The organism is Phaeovulum molybdatiresistens (assembly GCF_023544865.1).
GTDB lineage: Bacteria > Pseudomonadota > Alphaproteobacteria > Rhodobacterales > Rhodobacteraceae > Pontitalea.
Genome location: NZ_JAMJFX010000028.1, coordinates 1 through 19,819 on the forward strand (window position 1 = coordinate 1; position 19,819 = coordinate 19,819).

21 protein-coding genes are annotated in these 19,819 nt (G+C 62.9%); 13 read left to right on the forward strand and 8 right to left on the reverse strand.

What is annotated here, in order from left to right; translation table 11 throughout:
• Positions 1 to 195: 195 nt before the first annotated feature.
• The 4 genes from MXB90_RS15000 to MXB90_RS15015 all read right to left on the reverse strand — a co-directional run bounded on the left by MXB90_RS15000 (position 196) and on the right by MXB90_RS15015 (position 3,750).
• Positions 196 to 1,014, reverse strand: a complete 819-nt coding sequence (locus MXB90_RS15000) for an MBL fold metallo-hydrolase (RefSeq protein ID WP_250046209.1) — start codon at positions 1,012 to 1,014, stop codon at positions 196 to 198.
• A gap of 28 nt (positions 1,015 to 1,042) precedes the next feature.
• The gene (locus tag MXB90_RS15005) at positions 1,043 to 2,191 is read right to left on the reverse strand and encodes an NADH:flavin oxidoreductase/NADH oxidase (RefSeq protein ID WP_250046211.1); all 1,149 of its coding nucleotides are present in this window, start codon (positions 2,189 to 2,191) and stop codon (positions 1,043 to 1,045) included.
• 138 nt (positions 2,192 to 2,329) lie between these two features.
• On the reverse strand, positions 2,330 to 2,950 hold the full coding sequence (locus MXB90_RS15010) for a glutathione S-transferase (RefSeq protein ID WP_250046212.1): 621 nt from the start codon (positions 2,948 to 2,950) through the stop codon (positions 2,330 to 2,332).
• On the reverse strand, positions 2,947 to 3,750 hold the full coding sequence (locus tag MXB90_RS15015) for a GntR family transcriptional regulator (RefSeq protein ID WP_250046214.1): 804 nt from the start codon (positions 3,748 to 3,750) through the stop codon (positions 2,947 to 2,949). The genes MXB90_RS15010 and MXB90_RS15015 overlap by 4 nt, the downstream gene beginning before the upstream one ends.
• 66 nt (positions 3,751 to 3,816) lie before the next feature.
• On the opposite strand from MXB90_RS15015, the gene MXB90_RS15020 reads away from it, so the two are divergent.
• The 8 genes from MXB90_RS15020 to hppD all read left to right on the forward strand — a co-directional run bounded on the left by MXB90_RS15020 (position 3,817) and on the right by hppD (position 12,235).
• The gene (locus MXB90_RS15020) at positions 3,817 to 4,575 is read left to right on the forward strand and encodes an SDR family NAD(P)-dependent oxidoreductase (protein ID WP_250046216.1); all 759 of its coding nucleotides are present in this window, start codon (positions 3,817 to 3,819) and stop codon (positions 4,573 to 4,575) included.
• Between the two features lie 111 nt (positions 4,576 to 4,686).
• Positions 4,687 to 5,130, forward strand: a complete 444-nt coding sequence (locus MXB90_RS15025; RefSeq protein ID WP_250046217.1) for a TRAP transporter small permease subunit — start codon at positions 4,687 to 4,689, stop codon at positions 5,128 to 5,130.
• Between the two features lie 10 nt (positions 5,131 to 5,140).
• Complete coding sequence (locus tag MXB90_RS15030) at positions 5,141 to 6,445, forward strand: TRAP transporter large permease (RefSeq protein WP_250046219.1); 1,305 nt, start codon at positions 5,141 to 5,143, stop codon at positions 6,443 to 6,445.
• A 77-nt stretch (positions 6,446 to 6,522) separates the two neighbouring features.
• On the forward strand, positions 6,523 to 7,638 hold the full coding sequence (locus MXB90_RS15035; protein WP_250046220.1) for a C4-dicarboxylate TRAP transporter substrate-binding protein: 1,116 nt from the start codon (positions 6,523 to 6,525) through the stop codon (positions 7,636 to 7,638).
• Between the two features lie 149 nt (positions 7,639 to 7,787).
• A complete protein-coding gene (locus tag MXB90_RS15040) occupies positions 7,788 to 8,525 on the forward strand; it encodes an SDR family NAD(P)-dependent oxidoreductase (RefSeq protein ID WP_250046221.1) in 738 nt (245 codons plus the stop codon).
• A 10-nt stretch (positions 8,526 to 8,535) separates the two neighbouring features.
• Entirely contained in the window at positions 8,536 to 9,318 is a 783-nt protein-coding gene (locus MXB90_RS15045; RefSeq protein WP_250046222.1) for an SDR family NAD(P)-dependent oxidoreductase, read from the forward strand.
• Positions 9,311 to 11,023 (forward strand): FAD-dependent oxidoreductase, encoded by a 1,713-nt coding sequence (locus MXB90_RS15050; protein WP_250046223.1) that lies wholly within the window; start codon positions 9,311 to 9,313, stop codon positions 11,021 to 11,023. The genes MXB90_RS15045 and MXB90_RS15050 overlap by 8 nt, the downstream gene beginning before the upstream one ends.
• A gap of 105 nt (positions 11,024 to 11,128) precedes the next feature.
• Positions 11,129 to 12,235, forward strand: coding sequence for a 4-hydroxyphenylpyruvate dioxygenase (hppD, locus tag MXB90_RS15055; protein ID WP_250046224.1), 1,107 nt, complete (start codon positions 11,129 to 11,131; stop codon positions 12,233 to 12,235).
• Here the strand turns inward: hppD and fahA are convergent.
• Together fahA and hmgA are read right to left on the reverse strand one after the other, a co-directional pair.
• Positions 12,223 to 13,482 carry a fumarylacetoacetase gene (gene fahA, locus MXB90_RS15060; RefSeq protein ID WP_250046226.1) on the reverse strand — a complete coding sequence of 420 codons (1,260 nt, stop codon included), beginning with the start codon at positions 13,480 to 13,482 and terminating at the stop codon, positions 12,223 to 12,225. The genes hppD and fahA overlap by 13 nt on opposite strands.
• Before the next feature lie 65 nt (positions 13,483 to 13,547).
• Positions 13,548 to 14,909: a homogentisate 1,2-dioxygenase gene (gene hmgA, locus MXB90_RS15065; protein ID WP_250046229.1), complete on the reverse strand. Its 1,362-nt coding sequence runs from the start codon at positions 14,907 to 14,909 to the stop codon at positions 13,548 to 13,550.
• Between the two features lie 122 nt (positions 14,910 to 15,031).
• Here hmgA and MXB90_RS15070 point away from each other — a divergent pair, with 122 nt between their 5' ends.
• The 5 genes from MXB90_RS15070 to MXB90_RS15090 all read left to right on the forward strand — a co-directional run bounded on the left by MXB90_RS15070 (position 15,032) and on the right by MXB90_RS15090 (position 18,092).
• Entirely contained in the window at positions 15,032 to 15,460 is a 429-nt protein-coding gene (locus MXB90_RS15070; RefSeq protein ID WP_250046230.1) for a MarR family winged helix-turn-helix transcriptional regulator, read from the forward strand.
• The gene (gene maiA / locus MXB90_RS15075; RefSeq protein WP_250046231.1) at positions 15,457 to 16,083 is read left to right on the forward strand and encodes a maleylacetoacetate isomerase; all 627 of its coding nucleotides are present in this window, start codon (positions 15,457 to 15,459) and stop codon (positions 16,081 to 16,083) included. The genes MXB90_RS15070 and maiA overlap by 4 nt, the downstream gene beginning before the upstream one ends.
• 470 nt (positions 16,084 to 16,553) lie before the next feature.
• The gene (locus MXB90_RS15080; protein WP_250046232.1) at positions 16,554 to 17,012 is read left to right on the forward strand and encodes a hypothetical protein; all 459 of its coding nucleotides are present in this window, start codon (positions 16,554 to 16,556) and stop codon (positions 17,010 to 17,012) included.
• A gap of 149 nt (positions 17,013 to 17,161) precedes the next feature.
• On the forward strand, positions 17,162 to 17,578 hold the full coding sequence (locus MXB90_RS15085) for a hypothetical protein (RefSeq protein WP_250046233.1): 417 nt from the start codon (positions 17,162 to 17,164) through the stop codon (positions 17,576 to 17,578).
• A 94-nt stretch (positions 17,579 to 17,672) separates the two neighbouring features.
• Entirely contained in the window at positions 17,673 to 18,092 is a 420-nt protein-coding gene (locus tag MXB90_RS15090) for a hypothetical protein (RefSeq protein ID WP_250046234.1), read from the forward strand.
• Positions 18,093 to 18,244: 152 nt separating this feature from the next.
• On the opposite strand, the gene MXB90_RS15095 is transcribed toward MXB90_RS15090, so the two are convergent.
• Together MXB90_RS15095 and MXB90_RS15100 are read right to left on the reverse strand one after the other, a co-directional pair.
• Positions 18,245 to 18,517, reverse strand: a complete 273-nt coding sequence (locus MXB90_RS15095) for a hypothetical protein (protein ID WP_250046236.1) — start codon at positions 18,515 to 18,517, stop codon at positions 18,245 to 18,247.
• Positions 18,518 to 19,026: 509 nt separating this feature from the next.
• Positions 19,027 to 19,479, reverse strand: coding sequence for a hypothetical protein (locus MXB90_RS15100; RefSeq protein ID WP_250046237.1), 453 nt, complete (start codon positions 19,477 to 19,479; stop codon positions 19,027 to 19,029).
• Between the last annotated feature and the right edge of the window lie 340 nt (positions 19,480 to 19,819).

Genomic DNA, 19,819 nt, shown 5'->3' on the forward strand with positions numbered 1-19,819 from the left:
ACATCAGCCCCATGGAGTTCGAGGCACGCGCTATGCTAGCTTAACCTGCTGTCCACGAAACCGGTAGCAGGCCAGCCCTCCCTGCCGCCGCAAGAAGGGAAAAGTGGCAGGATTTTACTCCGCCCGCAGCAGGCCTATCCCGCCGCTACCGTGGCCCCACCTACACGCTCTTAACGTGTAGGATACATTATGTCATCAAAGGATGCGCCAGGTCTCTCCATCCCTTGCGACCCGGCCCTCTGACAGAAGCTTTTCCAGATGCGCCGCAACATTGCGTTCGGCGGCTTTCGCAATGTGCGGATCGGTCTTGCGGTAGACCGACGCGGCGATCTGTGGGATCGAATCCGCGGTGTTGGTCAGATGCGCCAGGATCTCCGCCTCGCGCCGCATCCGATTGGCCAGCAGACGTTCGACGTAAGGCCGCGGGTCGGTGATCGCCGGGCCGTGACCTGGCAGGTAAACCCTGTCGGCCCGGTCTATCAATCTGCTGAGCTGCGTGCAGTAATCGTGCATGTTGCCATCCGGCGGGCTGACGATCGAACTGTTCCAGCTCATGACATGATCGCCCGAGAACAGCACGCCATCGGGTCTCGCGAAGCACAGATGGTCGCAGGCATGACCGGGCGTGTGCAGGACGGTCAACCCGAAGATCACCTGCCCGTCCTCCAGAACCCCGTCCGGCTCAAACGCGTCGTCGGGAAACACGCTTGAGACATGGATCGGCAGACCGGTCCGTTCGCGCAGCGCAGGCGCCATCCCAAAATGATCGGAATGATGATGCGTGACAAGGATGCCCGCCGCTCTGCTGCCCAGGTTCCCAAGGATCGCCTCGAATTGGGCGCGGTCTTCGACCGGACCGGGGTCGATGACCACCACGCCGTCCGCGGTCTCGACGAGGTAGCTGTTCGTGCCGTGGTAGGTCATCTTGCCCGGGTTGTTGGCAACGATCCTGCGCACACCCGCAGCCACGGGCGCGCATTGCGCCCGGACCGGTTCCGGCTCCGAAAAAAACATGCTGGTGTTCGGCATTGGGTCACCTGAACTATTCAAGGGGAGACATCCCCCTCTGCGTGCTGCTGAGCAGCGCGGCCCGACGCTCCAGCCACCACCCTGACTGCGGCGGCCAGTGCTCAAATCCAGGGCCATCGATCGTCTGGCGCGCGTGCAGTGGCCAGTTCGGATCATCAAGTGCCGACCGACCGACAGCGATCAGGTCGGCTGATCCGTCTTTGAGCACGGCTTCTGCCTGAGGACCATCAAGGATCAGACCCACCGCGACGGTCGACACATCTGCACCTTCGCGGATCGCCCGCGCCAGCGGCACCTGGAATCCGCGACTGCGGGCGCTGCGGCTGTTGCTGGCCGTTCCTATCAACCCGCCACTGGAACAATCGATCACGTCCGCCCCAGCGGCCTTCAATGCTTGGGCAAAGGTGACGGACTCGGGCACTCCGTGACCTTCTGCCACGCCGTCCGTGACTGACATTCGCACGAACAGAGCATTCTTCCGCCCCATGAGGGCCTTTATCTCCTGGGTGATCTCAACCGGAAGCCGAATGCGCCGGGCAAGATCGCCGCCGTATTCATCCGCCCTGTGATTGGAGATGGGCGAGACGAACTGATGCAGCAGATAGCCATGCGCGGCATGGATTTCGATCACGTCGAAACCCGCCCGAAGGGCACGCCTTGCGGCCTGCACGAAATCGCGTCTAATCCGATCAATATCCTCAAGGCTAAGTGCGCGCGGCGTCACCCGATCGGCCGACATAGGTATGGCCGAGGGTGCTACGATCGGCCACGGCTGTTCACCCCGCACCTCAAGATCAACTGCAGACAGGGGCATTCCGCCATGCCAGGGCCTCTGCGTCGCCCCCTTTCGACCGGTATGGCCAAGCTGAATAGCAGGTTTCGCACCGAGCTTGCGGATCGTTGCAGCCACTTCCGCAAGGGCTGCTTCCTGTTCGTCGTTCCACAAGCCAAGATCCCCGGCAGTGCCCATGCCTTCTGGGGAAACAAGGGTCATCTCGACCATGACCAAGCCCGCACCGCCCATCGCCAGTCGCCCATACTGGACCCGATGCCAGGCCTGCGCGACGCCATCTATGGCCGAATACTGGCACATCGGAGAAATCATGACGCGATTGGCGAGCGTCACTTCTCCCAGTGTAACCGATGAGAAGAGTTTCGACATGCGTATCCCTTTCTGGAAGCAACTGTACCAAGGGGCAAATGCCGGAATCAGGAGGCCCTTGTGCAGATGAGTTTGGCGCGGCGACCAGCCCCACGCTCAGCAGGGCCGGCCCTATTTCCAGTGGCGTTCACGAGACGATCAGGCAGCAGGTGCCGTTGCCACCATCGACGGTCGTTCAGAAATACTTCCAAACCAAGCCGCAAGTTTCGGATGCGTGCTGCGCCAATCCTTCTCGGAAAACCGGAAATCCAGATACCCCAGCGTGCAGGCAACCGCGACCGCCCCCGCATGGAACCCATCAGACAGCAAAGCGAACCAGCGCCCTTCCAGATCGTCGAGGCCGGAATCAATCTTTTCCATCTGACCCCGAGCCCAATCTTCCCAACGCTTGTCTTCGGGCCGCAGGACACACTCGTAGCGGTGCAGCAACGCAGCATCCAGCATAGAATCGGCAAGTGCCTCAAGCGTCAGCACGGCAAAGCGGCGATCATCCTGCGGATAGAGAGAATCTCCTGCGAGGCCTCGTGCATCGAGCCAGGCGGTGATCACGCGGCTGTCGAACAGAGGCGTGTCATCGGCTAGCACCGCACAGGGCACCTTGCCGGTGGAATTGTGGCGCACGATTTCGGGATCGCGCTTCACCGGCCAGGCGGCAGAGGGAAGTTTCTCGACCTGATCAGCAAGCCCTCGTTCGTGGGCGGCCACCATCACCTTGCGCACATAGGGCGAAGCGGGCGAGAAAAATAGGCGGATGGTCATTCGGTCAGTCTCCGGTTGCGGGCGGGCCTGCGGCCCTTCAGGGGTTTGTCGGGGATTGGCATCCGCAGGAAATCCTGCGGATAGAGCTTCAGCTGCAACTTTAAAAGCTCCATTGCATAAAGGATATGTTCACGCATGATTGCTGCGGCCCGCTCCCCCTGCCCGTTGGACAGCGCGCGCGCGATACGGTGATGATCATCATGCGACCGCTCGATCACCTTGAAATTGTGCCACATGATCACCCGGTCAGAAGCAGCCGGCACATTATGCAGACTGTGCACAAAGGTATTGATCCAAGGGTTTCCCGAAAGCTTCATAACTGTCGAGTGGAACTCAACGTTCATGCGACGATAATCGCCCAGGTTCTCGGCCAGCAACACACCCGGCGCCAATAAGAGGTCGCCTTCGGCCACGAGTTCGGAAAGATGGCGGTTGGCCTCTTCGGTCATGTTTGCGGCAGCCAGACGACACGCCATCGCTTCCAGCTCTGCGCGCACCTCGAAGGCGGCCGTCACTTCTGAGAACGAGAATTCGCGAACGAAGAACCCACGGTTGCTCTCGTAGGACACAAGCCCGGTCTGAGCCAGGGTTGTCAGCGCTGCGCGCAGCGGAGTCCGGGAAATACCCAGAAGTTCAGCAAGGCGGTCCTGATGAAGCTTTTCCCCCGGCGGCAGTTCGCCACTCAGGATCGCCTCACGCAGGCGCGCGGTCGCGAGTTCAGTGCTTGTATGCGGTTCGCCCAAGATCCCCTCGATCTTCCGAATTTGCCTTAATGGATACAAAATGACGATAAGATGCAAATTCTTTTTGCATTAGATAATGAATTGTGTTCATTGCAATAACAACGAAGAGGGAGAACTTCGGAAATGACTGGAATCGTGCTTGTCACCGGCTCCGCCGGCGGCATCGGAGAAATTGTGTGCCGACGCCTATCGCAGGACGGCTTCCGTATCCTTGCAGCGGACCTTTCTCAAGAGGCTGCAGCACGCATCGCCAATGATCTGCCCGGCGCAGGCCATCGAGCGATTTCCCTGAACGTGGCCGATGAAGGCGCAGTCATCGCAGCTTTTAGAGAAGCCGAAAGCCTTGGCGCGCCCATTGATCACGTCGTTGCCGCTGCAGGCATCCTGCTATTTGCCGCGAATGGCGATCGCCCGCCCTTGGCAGAGATTTCTTTGGCCGACTGGAACCTAACCCAAAGTGTAAATTCGACCGGCACCTTCCTGTTGTTGCGGGAATATCTGCGGGGTGCGTCACGCCGCCCGATCGAAAATGGTCGTTTCGTGGGGTTTTCATCAGTGGCCGCGCAGTTGGGCGGCTATCGGTCCAGTTCGGCCTACATCGCGTCGAAAGGGGCGGTCATGGCGCTTATCAAGGCAGGGGCGCGTGAGGCCGCGCCCCTGGGCATTACCGTAAACGCGGTTGCTCCGGGTCTGATCGATGCGCCGATGCTAAGGCAGTCTCTGCCGCGGGACAATGACGCCAGCGTCGCAGTCAACATTCCGTTGAACCGGATCGGGACGCCACAGGATGTAGCCGGCGCAGTCAGCTTCCTGCTCGGGCCGGACGCTTCCTATATCACCGGTTCCGTGATCGACGTGAACGGTGGCTATCGCATGCAATAAGGCCAAGCTGCAAGCTGGGAGATTTGCTGCTTGGAAAGGGGGGAAGGAATGCGTGGAATAAGATATCTGACGAAGGCTCTCGGCGTTATTGCCGGAATTTCAGCGGCGTTGATGATGCTGCACGTGATGGCGGACGTTGCCGGCAAGTATTTCCTGAACAAACCCGTGCCCAGCACCGCCGAAGTTGTAGCCAACTATTATATGATCTCCTGCGTTTTCCTTTCGCTTGCCTATATCGAGGCGCGCGGATCGGCCATTTCTGTTGACCTTATCTATGACAAGGTCGGTCTGGCCGTACAAAAGATGATGCGCAAGGTTGGCCAGATCGTGACGCTTCTGTTCTACCTTGGTTTCGGGTGGTTCTCGCTCGACGTGGCAATGCGCGCCTACAGGGTGAACGAAACGGTCGACGGGCTTTGGCGCGTCACGATCTGGCCCGCGAAATTCATGTTGCCGATCGGCCTTGCCATCGCCTGCATCATTCTGGTCATCAAGATTTTCGGCGGCGATCGCGCACTGAACGGCGACGACCACGAATATTCACACGGTCTCTGAGGAGCGCACCATGGAACGCATCGAGATCGGCTTTATCGGGATCGCAATTCTTCTGGGCCTGATCGGCATTCGTGTGCCGATTGGCGCAGCCATGGGCAGCACCGCCTTTGTCGGCATCTGGGCGATGATGGGATGGAAGCCCGCTGTCGGCATCGTGAAGGCTGTGCCGTTCAACCTCATCGGCGACTGGAACCTTTCGGCAATCCCGATGTTCCTGCTCATGGGGTTCATCGCCGTCGAGGCGGGCTTGACCAAAGGGCTTTTCGGCGCGGCACGAGTGCTCTTGGCCTGGTTGCCGGGTGGGCTGGCTTCCTCGACAGTCGTGGCCTCCGCACTCTTCGCCTCGGCCTCGGGGTCTTCGGTCGCCACCTCTGCCGCATTTTCGCGCATCGCCATCCCCGAAATGCTGCAAGCGGGTTACAACAAAGGCCTAGCCACCGGTAGCGTCGCCGCAGCCGGAACGTTGGGCGCGTTGATCCCGCCTTCGGTGCTGATGATCGTATTTGGCTTGCTTCTGAACACGCCGATCAATTCGCTGTTCATCGCGGGCATCATCCCCGGCCTGCTGACAGCTGCAGTCTTCATCGGCCTGATCACCGTGCGCGCGGTCCTTGATCCTCAACTTGCACCGCGGGTGCGCGTCACGGTCAGCCGTGAAGAAAAGCTTCGCCTGATCGCGGATGCCTGGCCGCTCCCGGTGCTGATCATCTGCGTTATGGGAGGTATCTTCGCGGGCATAGTGACCGCGACCGAGGCAGGTGCGGCTGGGGCCTTCTTTGCCTTCGCTCTGGCACTCGTCCGTCGGCGGGTGACATTTTCACTCATCAGGAAATCCCTGATCGAAACAGCAGCAGCCACAGCCGAAATCTTCGTTGTGATGCTGGGTGCGGCCTTGTTCGCGCGGTTCGTGGGTCTTGCCACTATCCCGAACTGGATCATTGGCGCCTTTGACGGGTTCGAGACATGGCAGGTTCTGATGTTCATCTGCATCCTCTTCATCGTGCTGGGGGCCTTCCTCGAGACAATCTCGATCATGCTGCTATGTCTTCCCGTGCTCGGGCCACTTCTGGTCGCGCATGATGTGAACCTGATCTGGTTCGGCATCATCGTGGTCAAACTGCTAGAGATTGGGCTCGTGACCCCGCCGATGGGGATGAATGTTTTCGTCATCAAATCTGCCATGGGCAATGAGATCCGGTTGAGTGAAATCTTCAAGGGTGCCAGCTGGTTCGTCGTCAGTGATCTTGTGACGCTCGCCATCCTTCTGATGTTCCCGATCATCACACTATGGCTTCCGGGGCTAATGCAGAGCTGACCCCGCAGCCCCCGATTTTAAGCTGTCCGATCGGCCGGGCAGCCCCAGCTTCACCAGGTCATCAAGGGAGAGAGACCATGAAAAAGTGCCTGTTTGCTGCAGCATCGGTTTTCGCGTTCGCCGCGGCCGCCAATGCGGAAACCTACCAAGCCACGACTTGGCTGGAGCCCAGCCACATTCTTACCGCTTACGGCTATGTGCCCTACCTTGAAGACATCAAGGCGGCCACCAGCGAGGGGGTCGATTTCGAACTCTACACCTCGGGGTCTCTCGTGCCCGCAAAGACCACGCTGAGCGGCGTTGGCGATGGCGTAGCACAGATCGGTCTTGTGGCCGCAGCCTATACCCCGTCCGAGCTGCCCCTGTCCGGCATGATCAACGACTTCGCCTTCGCGGCCCTGGACCCGATGGCCACTTCGCTGGCGCTGACGGAAATCGCTATGACGAACAAGCGCTTTCAGGATGAATACGCGCAGCACGGCACCGTGGTTCTGGGCGCCTATTCGACCCCGACGTATCTTTTCGCTTGCATGACCGACATCACATCTGTCGAAGAAATCAAGGGCAAGAAGATCCGCACCGCCGGCACCGCACAGAATGAATGGATCAGCTCGCTCGGTGCCGTTCCGGTGTCCGTGCCCAGCACCGATATCTATTCCGGCTTGGAACGCGGCTCGATCGATTGCACTCTGGGCGATGCGACAAACCTCGAAAACGGTCCGATGATCGCCGAGGTCGCCAAATCGCTCACCATGCTCGAAGCCGGCACTTCGCTTGGCATGAGCTATGTCTACAACCAGGATTTCTGGAGCCAGATCGGCCCCGAAGCACGCCGTCAGATCCTTGATGTGACAGCCAAGGCGCTGGCGCTGACGCAGATGGAATACGAAGCTGCGGTAAATGAAGCGCTCGAAAAGACCAAGGCCCGCGGCGTTGCCTTCAACGAACCGGATCAGAGCCTGCTCGATTCCATCGAGACATTCCGGGATAGCCTGATCGAAACGTTCCCCAAGCGGACCCAGACCGAACGTAATGTCGCTGATCCCACCGATGTGGCGCAGGAATATCTCGCGCTGCAGGACAAATGGTCCAAGCTGCTGTCCGGGGTGGATCGTAACGACGTGGATGCGCTGACCCAATTGATCCACGCAGAAATCTTCTCAAAGATCGACGAGAATACCTACGGGCTGTGATCTGAACGAAATGTCTGGAGGCGCATGCCGCCTCCAGACCATGACGACGTCGTTCAATCTGACATCGAAATTGAGCGGCAGCCCAATACCCTGCCCCGATGCGACCTACGGGGTATGAAATGCCATCATTCCAAGGAAAGCGAAGCAGAATGTCGAGCCTCGAGGCTGAAACCGCCATCGTTACCGGCGCAGGATCCGGAATTGGCCGCGCCATCGCCCATCGCCTTGCCGCAGAGGGGTTTGCGATCATCGTCGCCGATCGCGCGGCCGAAGGCGCCGCAGAGACGGTTCGCCAGCTTGAGGCAGCAGGCCACAAGACCCGCGCCGTCGTGCTCGACATCACCGACGCCGCCGCAACGCAGGCGCTGATCAACGGGGCGGAAAACCTGCGCGTGCTGGTCAACAACGCCGGCATCTTCAACACCCGCGCCTTCGACGAACTGACCGCCGACGATTTCCGCAAGATGTACGAAATCAACCTGGTCGCCATGTTCACCATGTGCCAGCAGGCCGCCCGCGTCCTGCCCGAGGGCGGGCGGATCATCAACCTCGCCTCGCGCGCGGCCTTTGGGGCGCGCAACTATGCCCATTACGTCGCCTCGAAGGCGGGCGTCGCCGGCTTTACCAAGGCGCTCGCGCTGGAACTGGCGGAAAAGCAGATCACCGTGAACGCGATCGCGCCCGGTGTGATCGTGACCGACATGCTGCTGGAACGCGCCGAAGGGCTCGAGGGACTTCGCGTGCAGCAACCCAGCGGCAAGCTGGGCAAGCCCGAACATATCGCCCATGCCGCAGCCTTCTTCGCCAGCCCGCTGGCCGAATACGTCACCGGGCAGATCCTGATCGTCGACGGCGGCCGCTCTGTCGGCGGCACCGCTGCATTCTGAGGAGATATCCATGTCACTTGAACTTTCCACTTTGGCGGGCCGCACCGCGATCGTCACCGGCGCTGGTCAGGGCATCGGCTATGCCATCACCGAGGCATTGCTGGCCGCCGGCGCCCATGTCATCGCGGTCGACCGCGAGCCCGCCGGCATTGAGGCCCTGGCCGCGCGTTCTGCCGTAACCGCAGTCCTGGGTGACGTCACCGACACCGCTCTGACCGACCGTCTCTCGGCTGCGCTGGACGAAGCCGGGCTGCGACTGGACATCCTGTGCAACAATGCGGGCATCGCGCGCGGCGCCCATGCGCTGGACACCACTGACGAGGATTTCATTCGCTATTTCGACGTGAACGTGCTGGGCCTGTTCCGCCTGTCGCGTTGGGCGGTGGGCCGGATGATGAAGACCGGCGGTGGTGCGATCGTCAATACCGCCTCGATCTTCGGCGAGATCGGCGCGTTGAATTCCTGTGGCTATTCGACCTCGAAGGCGGCGGTGATCGGGCTGACGCGGCAGATGGCCACCGATTTCGGCCCGAACGGCATCCGCGTGAACGCCGTCGCCCCTGGCCTGATCGAAACACCCCTGACCGCCGAACGTATCCGCACCGAGGCCTGGCGCCGCCACCAGATGATCGACGGCGCCCCCCTGCGCCGCGCGGGTCAGCCCGAGGATGTCGCGCGCGCCGTGCGGTTCCTTGCCTCGGACGAGGCCTCGTTCATCACCGGCCAGATCCTTGCCGTCGACGGCGGTTGGGCGATGGGCCGCTATCCGCGCGAAGAGCCGATCCATGCGTGATCCCGTCGTTCCTGATCTGCCAGCAACCTGCGATCTGCTGGTGGTGGGGTCCGGCGCGGCCGGCATGGCGGCCGCCATCGCGGCGAAACACAACGGCCTGAACCCGGTCATCATCGAGAAATCCGACTTCTTCGGCGGCTCGACCGCCGTGTCGGGGGGCGCGATCTGGGTGCCGGGCAATCCGATCGCCGCTGCCGCCGGCATGGCCGACAGCCGCGATGCCGCCCACCGCTATCTGCAATCCGAAGCGGGCAACCTGTTCAACGCCGAACTGGTCGATGCCTTCCTCGACAAGGGACCCGAGGCGATCGGCTTCTTCCACGAAAAGACCGCGCTGAAGATGTCGCATCGGGCCGTGTCGCCCGACTACCACTCGGACGCCGAAGGCGCGACCGAGGGGGGCCGGGCGCTCGACGCCCATGACTTCGACGGCCGCGAGCTGGGGGCGGACCTTTACCGGATGCGCCCGCCGATTCAGGATTTCACCATCCTTGGCGGCATGCCGCTGGGCCGGCCGGACATCTACCACTTCCTGCGGATGACCCGTTCGGCCAAGTCCTTCACCTATGCCACCGGCGTGGTGATGCGCTATCTGCGCGACCGGCTGACCTGGGGGCGCAACACCCGTCTGGTGATGGGCGCCGCCGTGTCGGGGCGTTTAGCCAAGACGGCGCTGTCGCTGAACATCCCGCTATGTACGGGGCACGAACTGATCCGCCTGCTGCAGGATGACACCGGCCGCGTCATCGGGGCAGAGGTCAAGGGGCCGAAGGGCCTGCGCCAGATCACCGCCACGCGCGGCGTCGTTCTGGCCGCGGGCGGCTATCCGCAAGATGCCGCCCGGCGCGCGCAGACCTTTGATCATGTCAAACGCGGCCTGTCGCACTATTCGATGTCGCCCGCCACCGGCACCGGCGGCGCAATCTCGGCGGCCGAGGCAATCGGCGCGGCCTTTGTCGACAGCAACTCCAACGGTGGCTTCTGGACGCCGGTGTCGCTTTTGCGTAATGCCGATGGCTCGATGCGGCCCTTCCCGCACCTGTTCCTCGACCGCGCCAAACCCGGCGTGATCGCAGTCGGCCATGACGGGGCACGCTTCGTGAACGAGGCCTCCAGCTACCACGACTTCGTGCAGGGGCTGATCGGCAAGCTGCTGGACGAGGGCCAGCGATCGGCCTGGCTGATCGCCGACCATACCGCGATCCGCCGCTATGGCCTGGGCGCGGCCCACGCCTTCCCCGCGCGGATCGACCGGCACATCGCCAGCGGCTACCTCAAGCGCGACGCGACGGTCGAGGGGCTGGCCCGGCAATGCGGCATCACGCCCGATGCCCTGCGCCAGACGATCCAGACCTTCAACGAAGGCGCCGCGCGTGGCCAGGATGCAGCCTTCGCCAAGGGCTCGACCAGCTATCAGCGCTATCTGGGCGATGGCGAGCACAAGCCGAACCCCTGCCTGCGCCCGCTACAGGGCCCGTTCTACGCGATCGAGATCTTCCCCGGCGATATCGGCACCTCGATGGGGCTCGACATCACCGCCAAGGGTCGGGTCAAGAACCGCGACGGTGCGGTGATCGACGGGCTCTTCGCTTGCGGCAACGACATCAACTCGATCATGTCGGGGGCCTATCCGGGACCGGGCATCACGCTTGGGCCGGCGCTGACCTTCGGCTACATCATCGGCCAGACCGCCGCGGCCGCCTGAAATCCCGTCCCGGGCAGCCCTGCCCGGGACCCGTCACGCAGATGTGCGGCCCCTCCCCGGCCCATTCCATGAGATACTTCCGTCGCGCACTGACAGGAGGAGACCATGGGCCCCTTTCCACATGACGCACCCCGCGCCACGATTTCCGACGCCAATCCGACCGGCACCGATGGGTTCGAGTTCGTCGAATTCGCCCATCCCGAGCCGTACAAGCTGCGCCAGCTGTTCACCCGCATGGGCTATGCGCTGACCGCTCGCCACCGGACCCGGGCGATCGAGCTTTGGCAGCAGGGCGACATCACCTATGTGCTGAACGACGATCCGGGCAGCCTAGCCCATGCCTTTGCCGCCGAACACGGCCCCTGCGCCCCCGCGATGGGCTGGCGCATGGTCGATGCCCGCCACGCGCTGGACCATGCCGTGCTGAACGGCGCGGAACCCGTCGAGGACCCCGGCAAGACCTTCGACTGGCCCGCGATCCGCGGCATCGGCGGGTCGCTGGTCTATTTCACCGACCGCTACGGCCAAGACGCCAACCCCTATGACAACTTCGACCTTGTCGCCCCGCCCAAGCCCAGGGGCGTGGGGTTCCACTACCTCGACCACCTGACCCACAACGTCCACAAGGGAAACATGGACAAGTGGTTCGGCTTCTACCAGCGCCTCTTCAATTTTCGCCAGATCCGCTTCTTCGATATCGAGGGCAAGTATACCGGGCTTTACAGCCGCGCCCTGACCTCTCCCTGCGGCCGCATCCGCATCCCGATCAACGAGGATCGCGGCGAGACCGGCCAGATCGTCGAATACCTGCGCCGCTACAAGGGCGAGGGGATCCAGCACATCGCGGTCGGCGCCGACGACATCTATGCCGCCACTGATGCGATCGCCGCCGCGGGCCTCGAGTTCATGCCGAAACCCCCGATGTCCTATTACGAGATGTCTTTTGACCGCGTGAAAGCCCATACCGAGCCCGTCGACCGCATGGCCCGGCACGGCATCCTGATCGACGGCGAAGGCGTCGTCGATGGCGGCGAGACGCGGATATTGCTGCAGATCTTCTCGAAAACCGTGATCGGCCCGATCTTCTTCGAGTTCATCCAGCGCAAGGGCGATGATGGCTTCGGAGAGGGCAACTTCCGTGTCCTCTTCGAAAGTATCGAGCGCGACCAGATCGCGCGCGGCGTTCTAAAGACGCCCGATCAGCCGGCGTAGGGATCTTCCAGCGCCGGGATCACCTTGCCCACGCAGTCGCCAAAGCCGATGGTGTAGCCATCGCCCTTCGCCGCCCCGCGAAGCACCAGCGTGTCATTGTCGGCGATGAAGCTGCGCGTGCCGCCGTCCACCTCGAAGGGTTCCTTGCCGCCCCAACTGATCTCCAGCAGGCTGCCCCGGCTGTCCTTCGTCGGCCCCGAGATCGTGCCCGACCCCAGCAGATCGCCCGCAGTCATCGCACAGCCCGAGGTCGTGTGATGCGCCAGCTGCTGGGCTGCCGAATAATACATCTCGGCATAGTTGGTGCGGCTGATGACCGTCTCGCGCCCACCCTCGGGCGTCAGGCCTACCTCCAGCGCGATGTCATACAGCATCGGGCGCGGCTCGTGCAGATAGGGCAGCAGCGGACGTTCGCGCTCGGGCGTTGAAACGCGGAACGGCTCCAGCGCGGCCTTCATCACGATCCAGGGCGAGATCGTCGTGGCCGTGGCCTTGGCCTGGAACGGACCCAGCGGCTGGTATTCCCAGGCCTGGATGTCGCGCGCCGACCAGTCGTTGAGCAGCACATAGCCAAAGATCATCTCGTCAGCAGTTTCCACCGTCACCGGCCGTCCGTGTTCCGACGGCAGGCCGACCACGGCCCCCATCTCCAGCTCGATGTCGAACCGGGCCGAGGGTGCGAAGCGCGGCGCCGCATCATCTGGCCCCTTCAGCTGACCCCAGGGCCGCCGCACCTCGGTACCCGAGACCACGACGGAGGAAGCCCGCCCGTTATACCCGATCGGAATGTGCAGCCAGTTCGGCGGCAGCGCATTCTCGGCGCCGCGGAACATGGTGCCCACGTTCATGGCATGGTGCTTGCCGGCATAGAAATCGGTGTATTCCGAAACCAGGAACGGAAGATGTAGCCGCGCCCCGGCCATCGGCACCAGATGCGGCTCGACCTCGGCCCGCGCGGCCGAGCCTTCGGTCAGCAGCTCCTGCAGGCGCGCCCGCAGCGCCGCCCAGACGGCGGGACCGGCGGCCATTACCTCGTTCCAGAACGGAACGTCCAGATAGGGCCCGCCGTCCAGCGCCAGAAGCCCCTCGGCCTCCAGCCCCGACACGTCCAAGATCGTCTCGCCGATGGCGACACCGCAGCGCGGCTCCTCATCAGCAAGGCTGAACACCCCGCAGGGCAGGTTGTTAAGCGGAAACGGGCCGTCGGGCGCATTCGCGCTTTCCACCCAGGAACGGATCAGGGCCATGCGGCCTCCTCTTCATCTTTTCTTGGCCGAAACACTCGGGGGAGTGGGGGCAAAGCCCCCAAGCGTCACTTCACCCCGGGCGTGCCGTCGAACTTCTTCTCCAGGCTGCCCCAGCAGTCAATGTAATCTTCCTGCAGGTGGCCCGCCTGCGCCGCGAAGGGCGTCAGATGCTGCGGGAAGCGGGTCTCGAACATGAAGCTCATGGTCTCGTCCAGCTTTTCGGGCTTCAGATCGGCGTTCGAGGCGCCTTCGAAGGCGTTCTTGTCCGGCCCGTGCGGCAGCATGCAGTTGTGAAGGCTCATCCCGCCCGGAACAAAGCCCTGCGGCTTGGCGTCATACTGGCCGTAGATGTTGCCCATCAGTTCCGACATGACGTTCTTGTGGTACCATGGCGGGCGGAAGGTGTTCTCGGCCACCATCCAGCGTTCGCGGAACAGCACGAAGTCGATGTTGGCCGTCCCTTCCACACCCGAGGGCGCGGTCAGCACGGTGAAGATCGACGGGTCGGGATGGTCGAACAGGATCGAGCCGACCGGGCAATAGGTCCGCATGTCGTATTTGCAGGGCGCATAGTTGCCGTGCCAGGCCACCACGTCCAGCGGCGAATGGCCGATCTCGGTCACGTGGAACTGGCCGCACCACTTCACCGTGACGGTCGAGGGCACTTCACGATCCTCGAAGGCCGCCACAGGCGTCTTGAAGTCGCGCCGGTTCGCCATGCAGTTGGCGCCGATCGGGCCGCGGCCCGGCAGGTCGAACTTCTGGCCGTAGTTTTCACAAACAAAGCCGCGGCAGGGGCCTTCCAGAACCTCGACTCGGTACACCAGCCCGCGCGGCAGGATCGCGATCTCTTTCGGCTCAAGGTCGATGACGCCCAGCTCGGTGCAGAAGCGCAGGCGGCCTTCTTGCGGGACCACCAGCAATTCGCTGTCGGCCGAGAAGAAATACTCGTCCTTCATCGACTCGGTCACCAGATAGATATGGCTCGCCATGCCGGTCTGGGTGTTAACGTCACCCGCGGTGGTCATTGTGCGCATGCCGGTGATCCAGGTCAGCGGCTCGGCCGGAACGGCCAGCGGATCCCAGCGATACTGGCCCAGGCTGATGATCTCCGGATCGATGCAGGGCGCCGATTTCCAGTGCGGCACGTCGATCTTGCGGAAGCGATGGGTGTGCTTCACGCTCGGGCGGATGCGGTAGCACCAGGTCCGCTCGTTCTGGTGGCTCGGCGCGGTGAAGGCCGTGCCCGAAAGCTGTTCGCCATAAAGCCCGTAGTTGCATTTCTGCGGCGAGTTCATGCCCTGCGGCAGCGCGCCGGCCAGAGCCTCGGTTTCAAAATCATTGCCGAACCCGGGCATGTAGCCTTCGTGCGGGCCAGCAACAGAGGCGGCGCGGATCATGCCGCGCGGCAGATCGGAAATGCTCATCAGGGTCTCCCTCCCCTTGACTGCGATGGTGCGGTTATTCATTGCACTTGCAACAAAGTCAAGGTTGATTGGCCGCCCAAGCTGTGAAGAACTGGCACGCGAACAAAACCGGATGAGTATACATGCCCCCTTTTGCCCTGAACGATTTCCTGCCCTATCGCCTTGCCGTCGCCGCCGCGCGGGTCAGCCGCGCTTTTGAACGGCGCTACATGGCCGAAACCGGGCTAAGCGTGTCGGAATGGCGGGTGATGGCCCATCTGCTGCATGAGGGCGAGGTCTCGGTCCGGGAAATCGAGGCGCGGGTCGACATGGAAAAATCCAAGGTCAGCCGCGCCGCCTCGCGCCTTGAGGCGGACGGCATGATCACCAAGGTCGTGAACCCGGATGACCGGCGCCTTGTGTCGCTGTCGCTGACCGACAAGGGCCGCGCGCTAATGGACAAGCTGATCCCGATGGCCAACACCTTTCAGGCAGAGCTGAAGGCGCTGCTTGGCCCCGACGTCGACCAGTTTGACACGGCGCTGAGCACTATCATGAAAGACAAGCTATGACGGTTCTTTACGACTACTGGCGCTCTTCCGCGGCCTATCGGCTGCGGATCGCCCTGGCGCATCTGGGCGAATCCTATGACAGCGTCGCGGTCGATCTTCTGGCGGGCGAGCAGCGCGGCGCCGACAATCTCGCGCGCAACCCGCAGGGCCTTGTCCCGACGCTCGACATCGACGGGCAACTGCTGACGCAATCGCTTGCGATCCTCGAATACCTGGATGAGACCCGCGCGGCGGGCTTCCTGCCCAAGGACCCCGTGGGCCGCGCCCGCGTGCGCGCCCTGGCCTATGCCATCGCGATGGAAATCCATGCGGTCTGCAACCTGCGCGTCGCGCGCTTCGCGGGTGAGGCGTCGGGCGCCGCGATAAGCACCGAGGCCTGGATGCAGCATTTCATCGCCCAAGGGTTGGCTGCGGTCGACCAGATGCTGGACCACCCTGCCACCGGCCCATTGTGCCACGGCGACCGCATCAGCCTTGCCGATATCTGCCTTGTGCCCCAGATCTACAACGCGCGGCGCTGGGGCGTGGACCTTGGCCCTTACCCCCGCATCCGCGCGGTGCTTGAGGTTCTGGAGGGCATGCCCGCTGTGCAGGCTGCCCATCCAGATCGCTGGAAGCCCTGATCAGCCGCGGTCGGCCGCGACCATCGGCCCTACACAAAAGCACTGCCAAGGCTGACCCGAGGGATACGCGGGTCAGCCCGCACAAGCCGCAAATCGGTGCCACCATGGTCTTGCACAATGCACTGGCCGTCGGCTTGCTCGCCTCACGCCCCACGAATACATTTGAAAGGTCCGTACTTCGGGACCAGACCAGTCCACTGGATGTCGGGACTGAACAATCTAGAAAGCAGTAAGACCCTGATTATTCGGTTGTTGTGCTCCGCGATTCGTAATGAATGAGTAGGCCGGGCCCTTGCCCAACTTGGTTTCGTTGCCTTCAGCAGAACCTCAGCAAAAAGGTATGAAAAGTGTTGATCGGGCCTCTTCGCCTTCGCTCGCGCGCGCCGGATGACGCGCGACCGAAGGCGAAGACCCCGACACTTGGGGAATTCGGGGTTGCGGGTCGTTTCCTCTCAGCCCTGGAGTTTTCCATGCTCGACACGACCGACCTGCGCGGCGGCGCAGACACGCGTTCCGGCGCGCCCCCGACCCTGGAGTTGCGCCCCGGCGCGATTGTGGCCTTTCGCTTCCCGATGGAAGTTGGCCCCGACACGGCCCGGCCTTGCCTCGTTCTTGAGGTCGCCTTCCACGCCGGGAAGCGCTTCGTGACGCTCGCCCCCGACATCTCCCTGCTGCCCGGCCGCCGGCGCGGACCCTTCGATCTGAAAATAACCCCTTCGGCGGCAATGCAGGGCGGCGTCTTGACCGGACCGACCGTCTTCCTCGGGGCGAAACGGCTCATCGTCTCAGATCGCAACAGCCGCTTTGCCCGCAGCCCGGATGTCGGCGCGCCGGTGCTCGGCTGGCTGACGCCGGAGGCGATGAACCGGCTGCAGGCCCTGCGCCGGCGGATCCGGGACGCCGTCCGCTGCGCGCAAGGGCGGGCCTGAAGATCGCTCCGGGTGGCGGCTTGCGGTTGCGCGCCACCCGGACCGAGCTTCGGCAGCCGCATGAGGGGGATGTGATGAGCACCCCCAGAAGGCTGGGCGACCACCCTGCCCTCTTTCTCCCCCCAACCTGCATCGAAAGGACATCCACGATGTATCCGATGACCGTCCCGACCCAGAACAGCCACCGCGTCGTTCTGCTCACCCCCGAGCGCAAGCTGTCCGAGACCACGCGCCTGGCGGACATGACCGCCGATGCGCTGGATCACGCGCGCGAAGCGCTCTCACTGACCCCGGGTCTTGAGCCCGACACGCAAGCAGCCCTGCGCGCCGAACTCCGCGCGGTCGAGCGCCATGTCACCGGGCGCCGCATCCTGAGCGACGTAGCGCGCGCAGACCTGTCGGCCTTCATCGAGGCCGCGCGCTACCTGCTCGACACGCAAAGCCCTGAGGAAATCCTCGGCACGATGCTGCAGGCAATCGGCGAGGCCTACGACCGATCCTTGCGCGTCACCGACCTGATCGCTGCCGAAGCAGAAATCGCCGCCCTGCGCGCCCCGCAGTCGTGATCCCCAGCCCGACCTGATCCCGGACGGGGCCGCTGCACAAGATTGCGGCCCCGTCCCTTCCCTGAACCGTTTCCACCACGCAATGGAGTTTCCCATGCTCAACGACCGTTATTCCCCCCGGCAGATCCGCGAGGGCAAAACCGCCCTGAAACAGGCCCTCACCACCGCGCGCGGGCTGCGCAGCGCCGGCGGGGAAATCCCGCCGCTCTCGCCCGAAACCGTCGCGGGTATCCTGATCATGCCGCATCTGCGCGTGACAAACCTCGAAGCGCTGGTGGTCTATCAAGACCGCGCGGGAGGCTGGATCGCGGACATCGGGCTGAAGAAAGTGCCGCCCGGCGTGGCTGACGTTATCGGAACACCGGGCGCCGCGCCCCTGCCCAACCGCGCCGCCGCCTGGGCGCAGGCCTGCGGCCTTCTTGCGGCAATCACCGAGGCCGATCACCAGCGCAAATCCGGCAGGAACTTGATGGCGCTGGCCCTCGCCGCCATACATCCGCAGGGCCGGGCCTGAGCGTATGAAGCCGCCGCACGGACGAATCGGGCGGCGGCCCCTGCCTCAGTCCAATGCTAAAAAACGGCCGGGAAACCACGCAGTGAGGGGCAGCCGATGCAAGGGACGGATGCCAAGTGCCAACCGACATCCGGGACGCCGTCAACCGTGGCCTACACGCTCCAGCCACACACCAGAACCCCATGCCGCGCCAGCTTGGCGTTCAGGAGTGTGGTAATGCACAGATAATAGGGCAGCAGTTCCGTCCATGGCGTGCCCTCAGCGTCCAGCCAGCCAAAACTGTCGGGCAGGCTGTCGGGCACGGTATCGGCTTGCAGGCCGGCTTCCTCGAAATCAGCCTGCAACCGGGCTTCGACACGCGCGATCATCGCGGGGGTGATCAGAAAATCGCTGGAGTCTGGATCAAGTTCCGGCGGCTGCGGCATGCAGAGCAGGCTGAAGAACCTCCGGTGATTTCGAAGGTAGAGAATGGATGTCTTTTTCCCCAAGATTCCGATCGAAACGTCGAGCCCCATGGCTTTCTCCTCTGGATAAAACGGTCGACGCGGCGGCCGATTTCAAGGTTTGTTTTCGGCCTGCAGGCCACCCTCCCGGAGCGCGAACAGCGCCGCAGGCAGACGTCAGTCGTCAAAAACGCGCTCGGGCTAAATGGTCATGGGGATCCTGTTCGAAACCGCCCGTGCTGGGCCCTTGCGGGGGATATTGGCCGGATTTTCGGACGCGAAAGCGGATCGGGGAAATTTCTGCGATCTTCGCGCAGGAACGGTCGATCGCCTGTGCCGCGGAAGCAGGCATTGTGGTCCCGGGGTGGTGATCCTGGTCGGGCAGCGCCCCCGGCCAACATCGTCCCGATCCGGCGCAGAACGCCGAGGCTGTCGGCGATCTGCGCCATCGCAAGGTGACTTCGGGGAAATCTGGCGGGCAAACACTGCGTTCAGCACGACCGCTTCCTGGAGACTTCAGCGGGCTTTCGGATCGACAGGAGCCCATCCCTCAGGCTCACCTCGATGAGGACCCGTCCTGCCTCCTTCACATCGAAATCCGCGTTTTTCCACTTCAGTCTTTCAAGCTCAAAGAGCGCCCTGCACAGAGCCGGCACTGCAGCTTTCCCGCCGTTTGCCCGAAGCGCCGGATCGACCCAGAGCCCCGCGAGGCCATCCAGAATGTCGATGTCGGTCATCTTGTGAAACGCCGCGTATCGGCACCAGAAGACATAATCGGCATAAAAATCCGGATTCTGCAGAATATGCTCTGCCATCGCATGGATAAGTGCCTCAAACTGCGCATGGGCCAGATCTTCGAAGCTCAGCGGACGGGCAAGATACGCCTTGCGGCGCATTCCACAGGTCAGGCCGTCGCAGCGGCTGCGTTCATGGCTGGCCATCATGGCAAGGCTCCTGTGTTGCGGTGGCATCAGCGCGCCACAGGCTGAAGCTGGATCTCTTGCCACCAGTGACGGCTTCACAAAGCCGTGAGGGCCCTGAGGGGTGTTTTCTCCTGATCAGGATCAGTCCGACCCCGCCCCAGTGATCCCGTTCAGCCCCGCGTCCCGACCCCGCCCCAGCCTACGGAACCCGGGATGAAATCCCGAAAGGCCGGCGCGCCGGCTCTTTTCTGTACTTTCTTACCTTTCCAAGGTTTCAGGGCCGATTCAGCGTTTTCTGCCAGGGGCTTGTCTGGCCCTTCGTGAGAATCCTGCGTCGCCTGGTGAGATTTCTTCGGCCGGC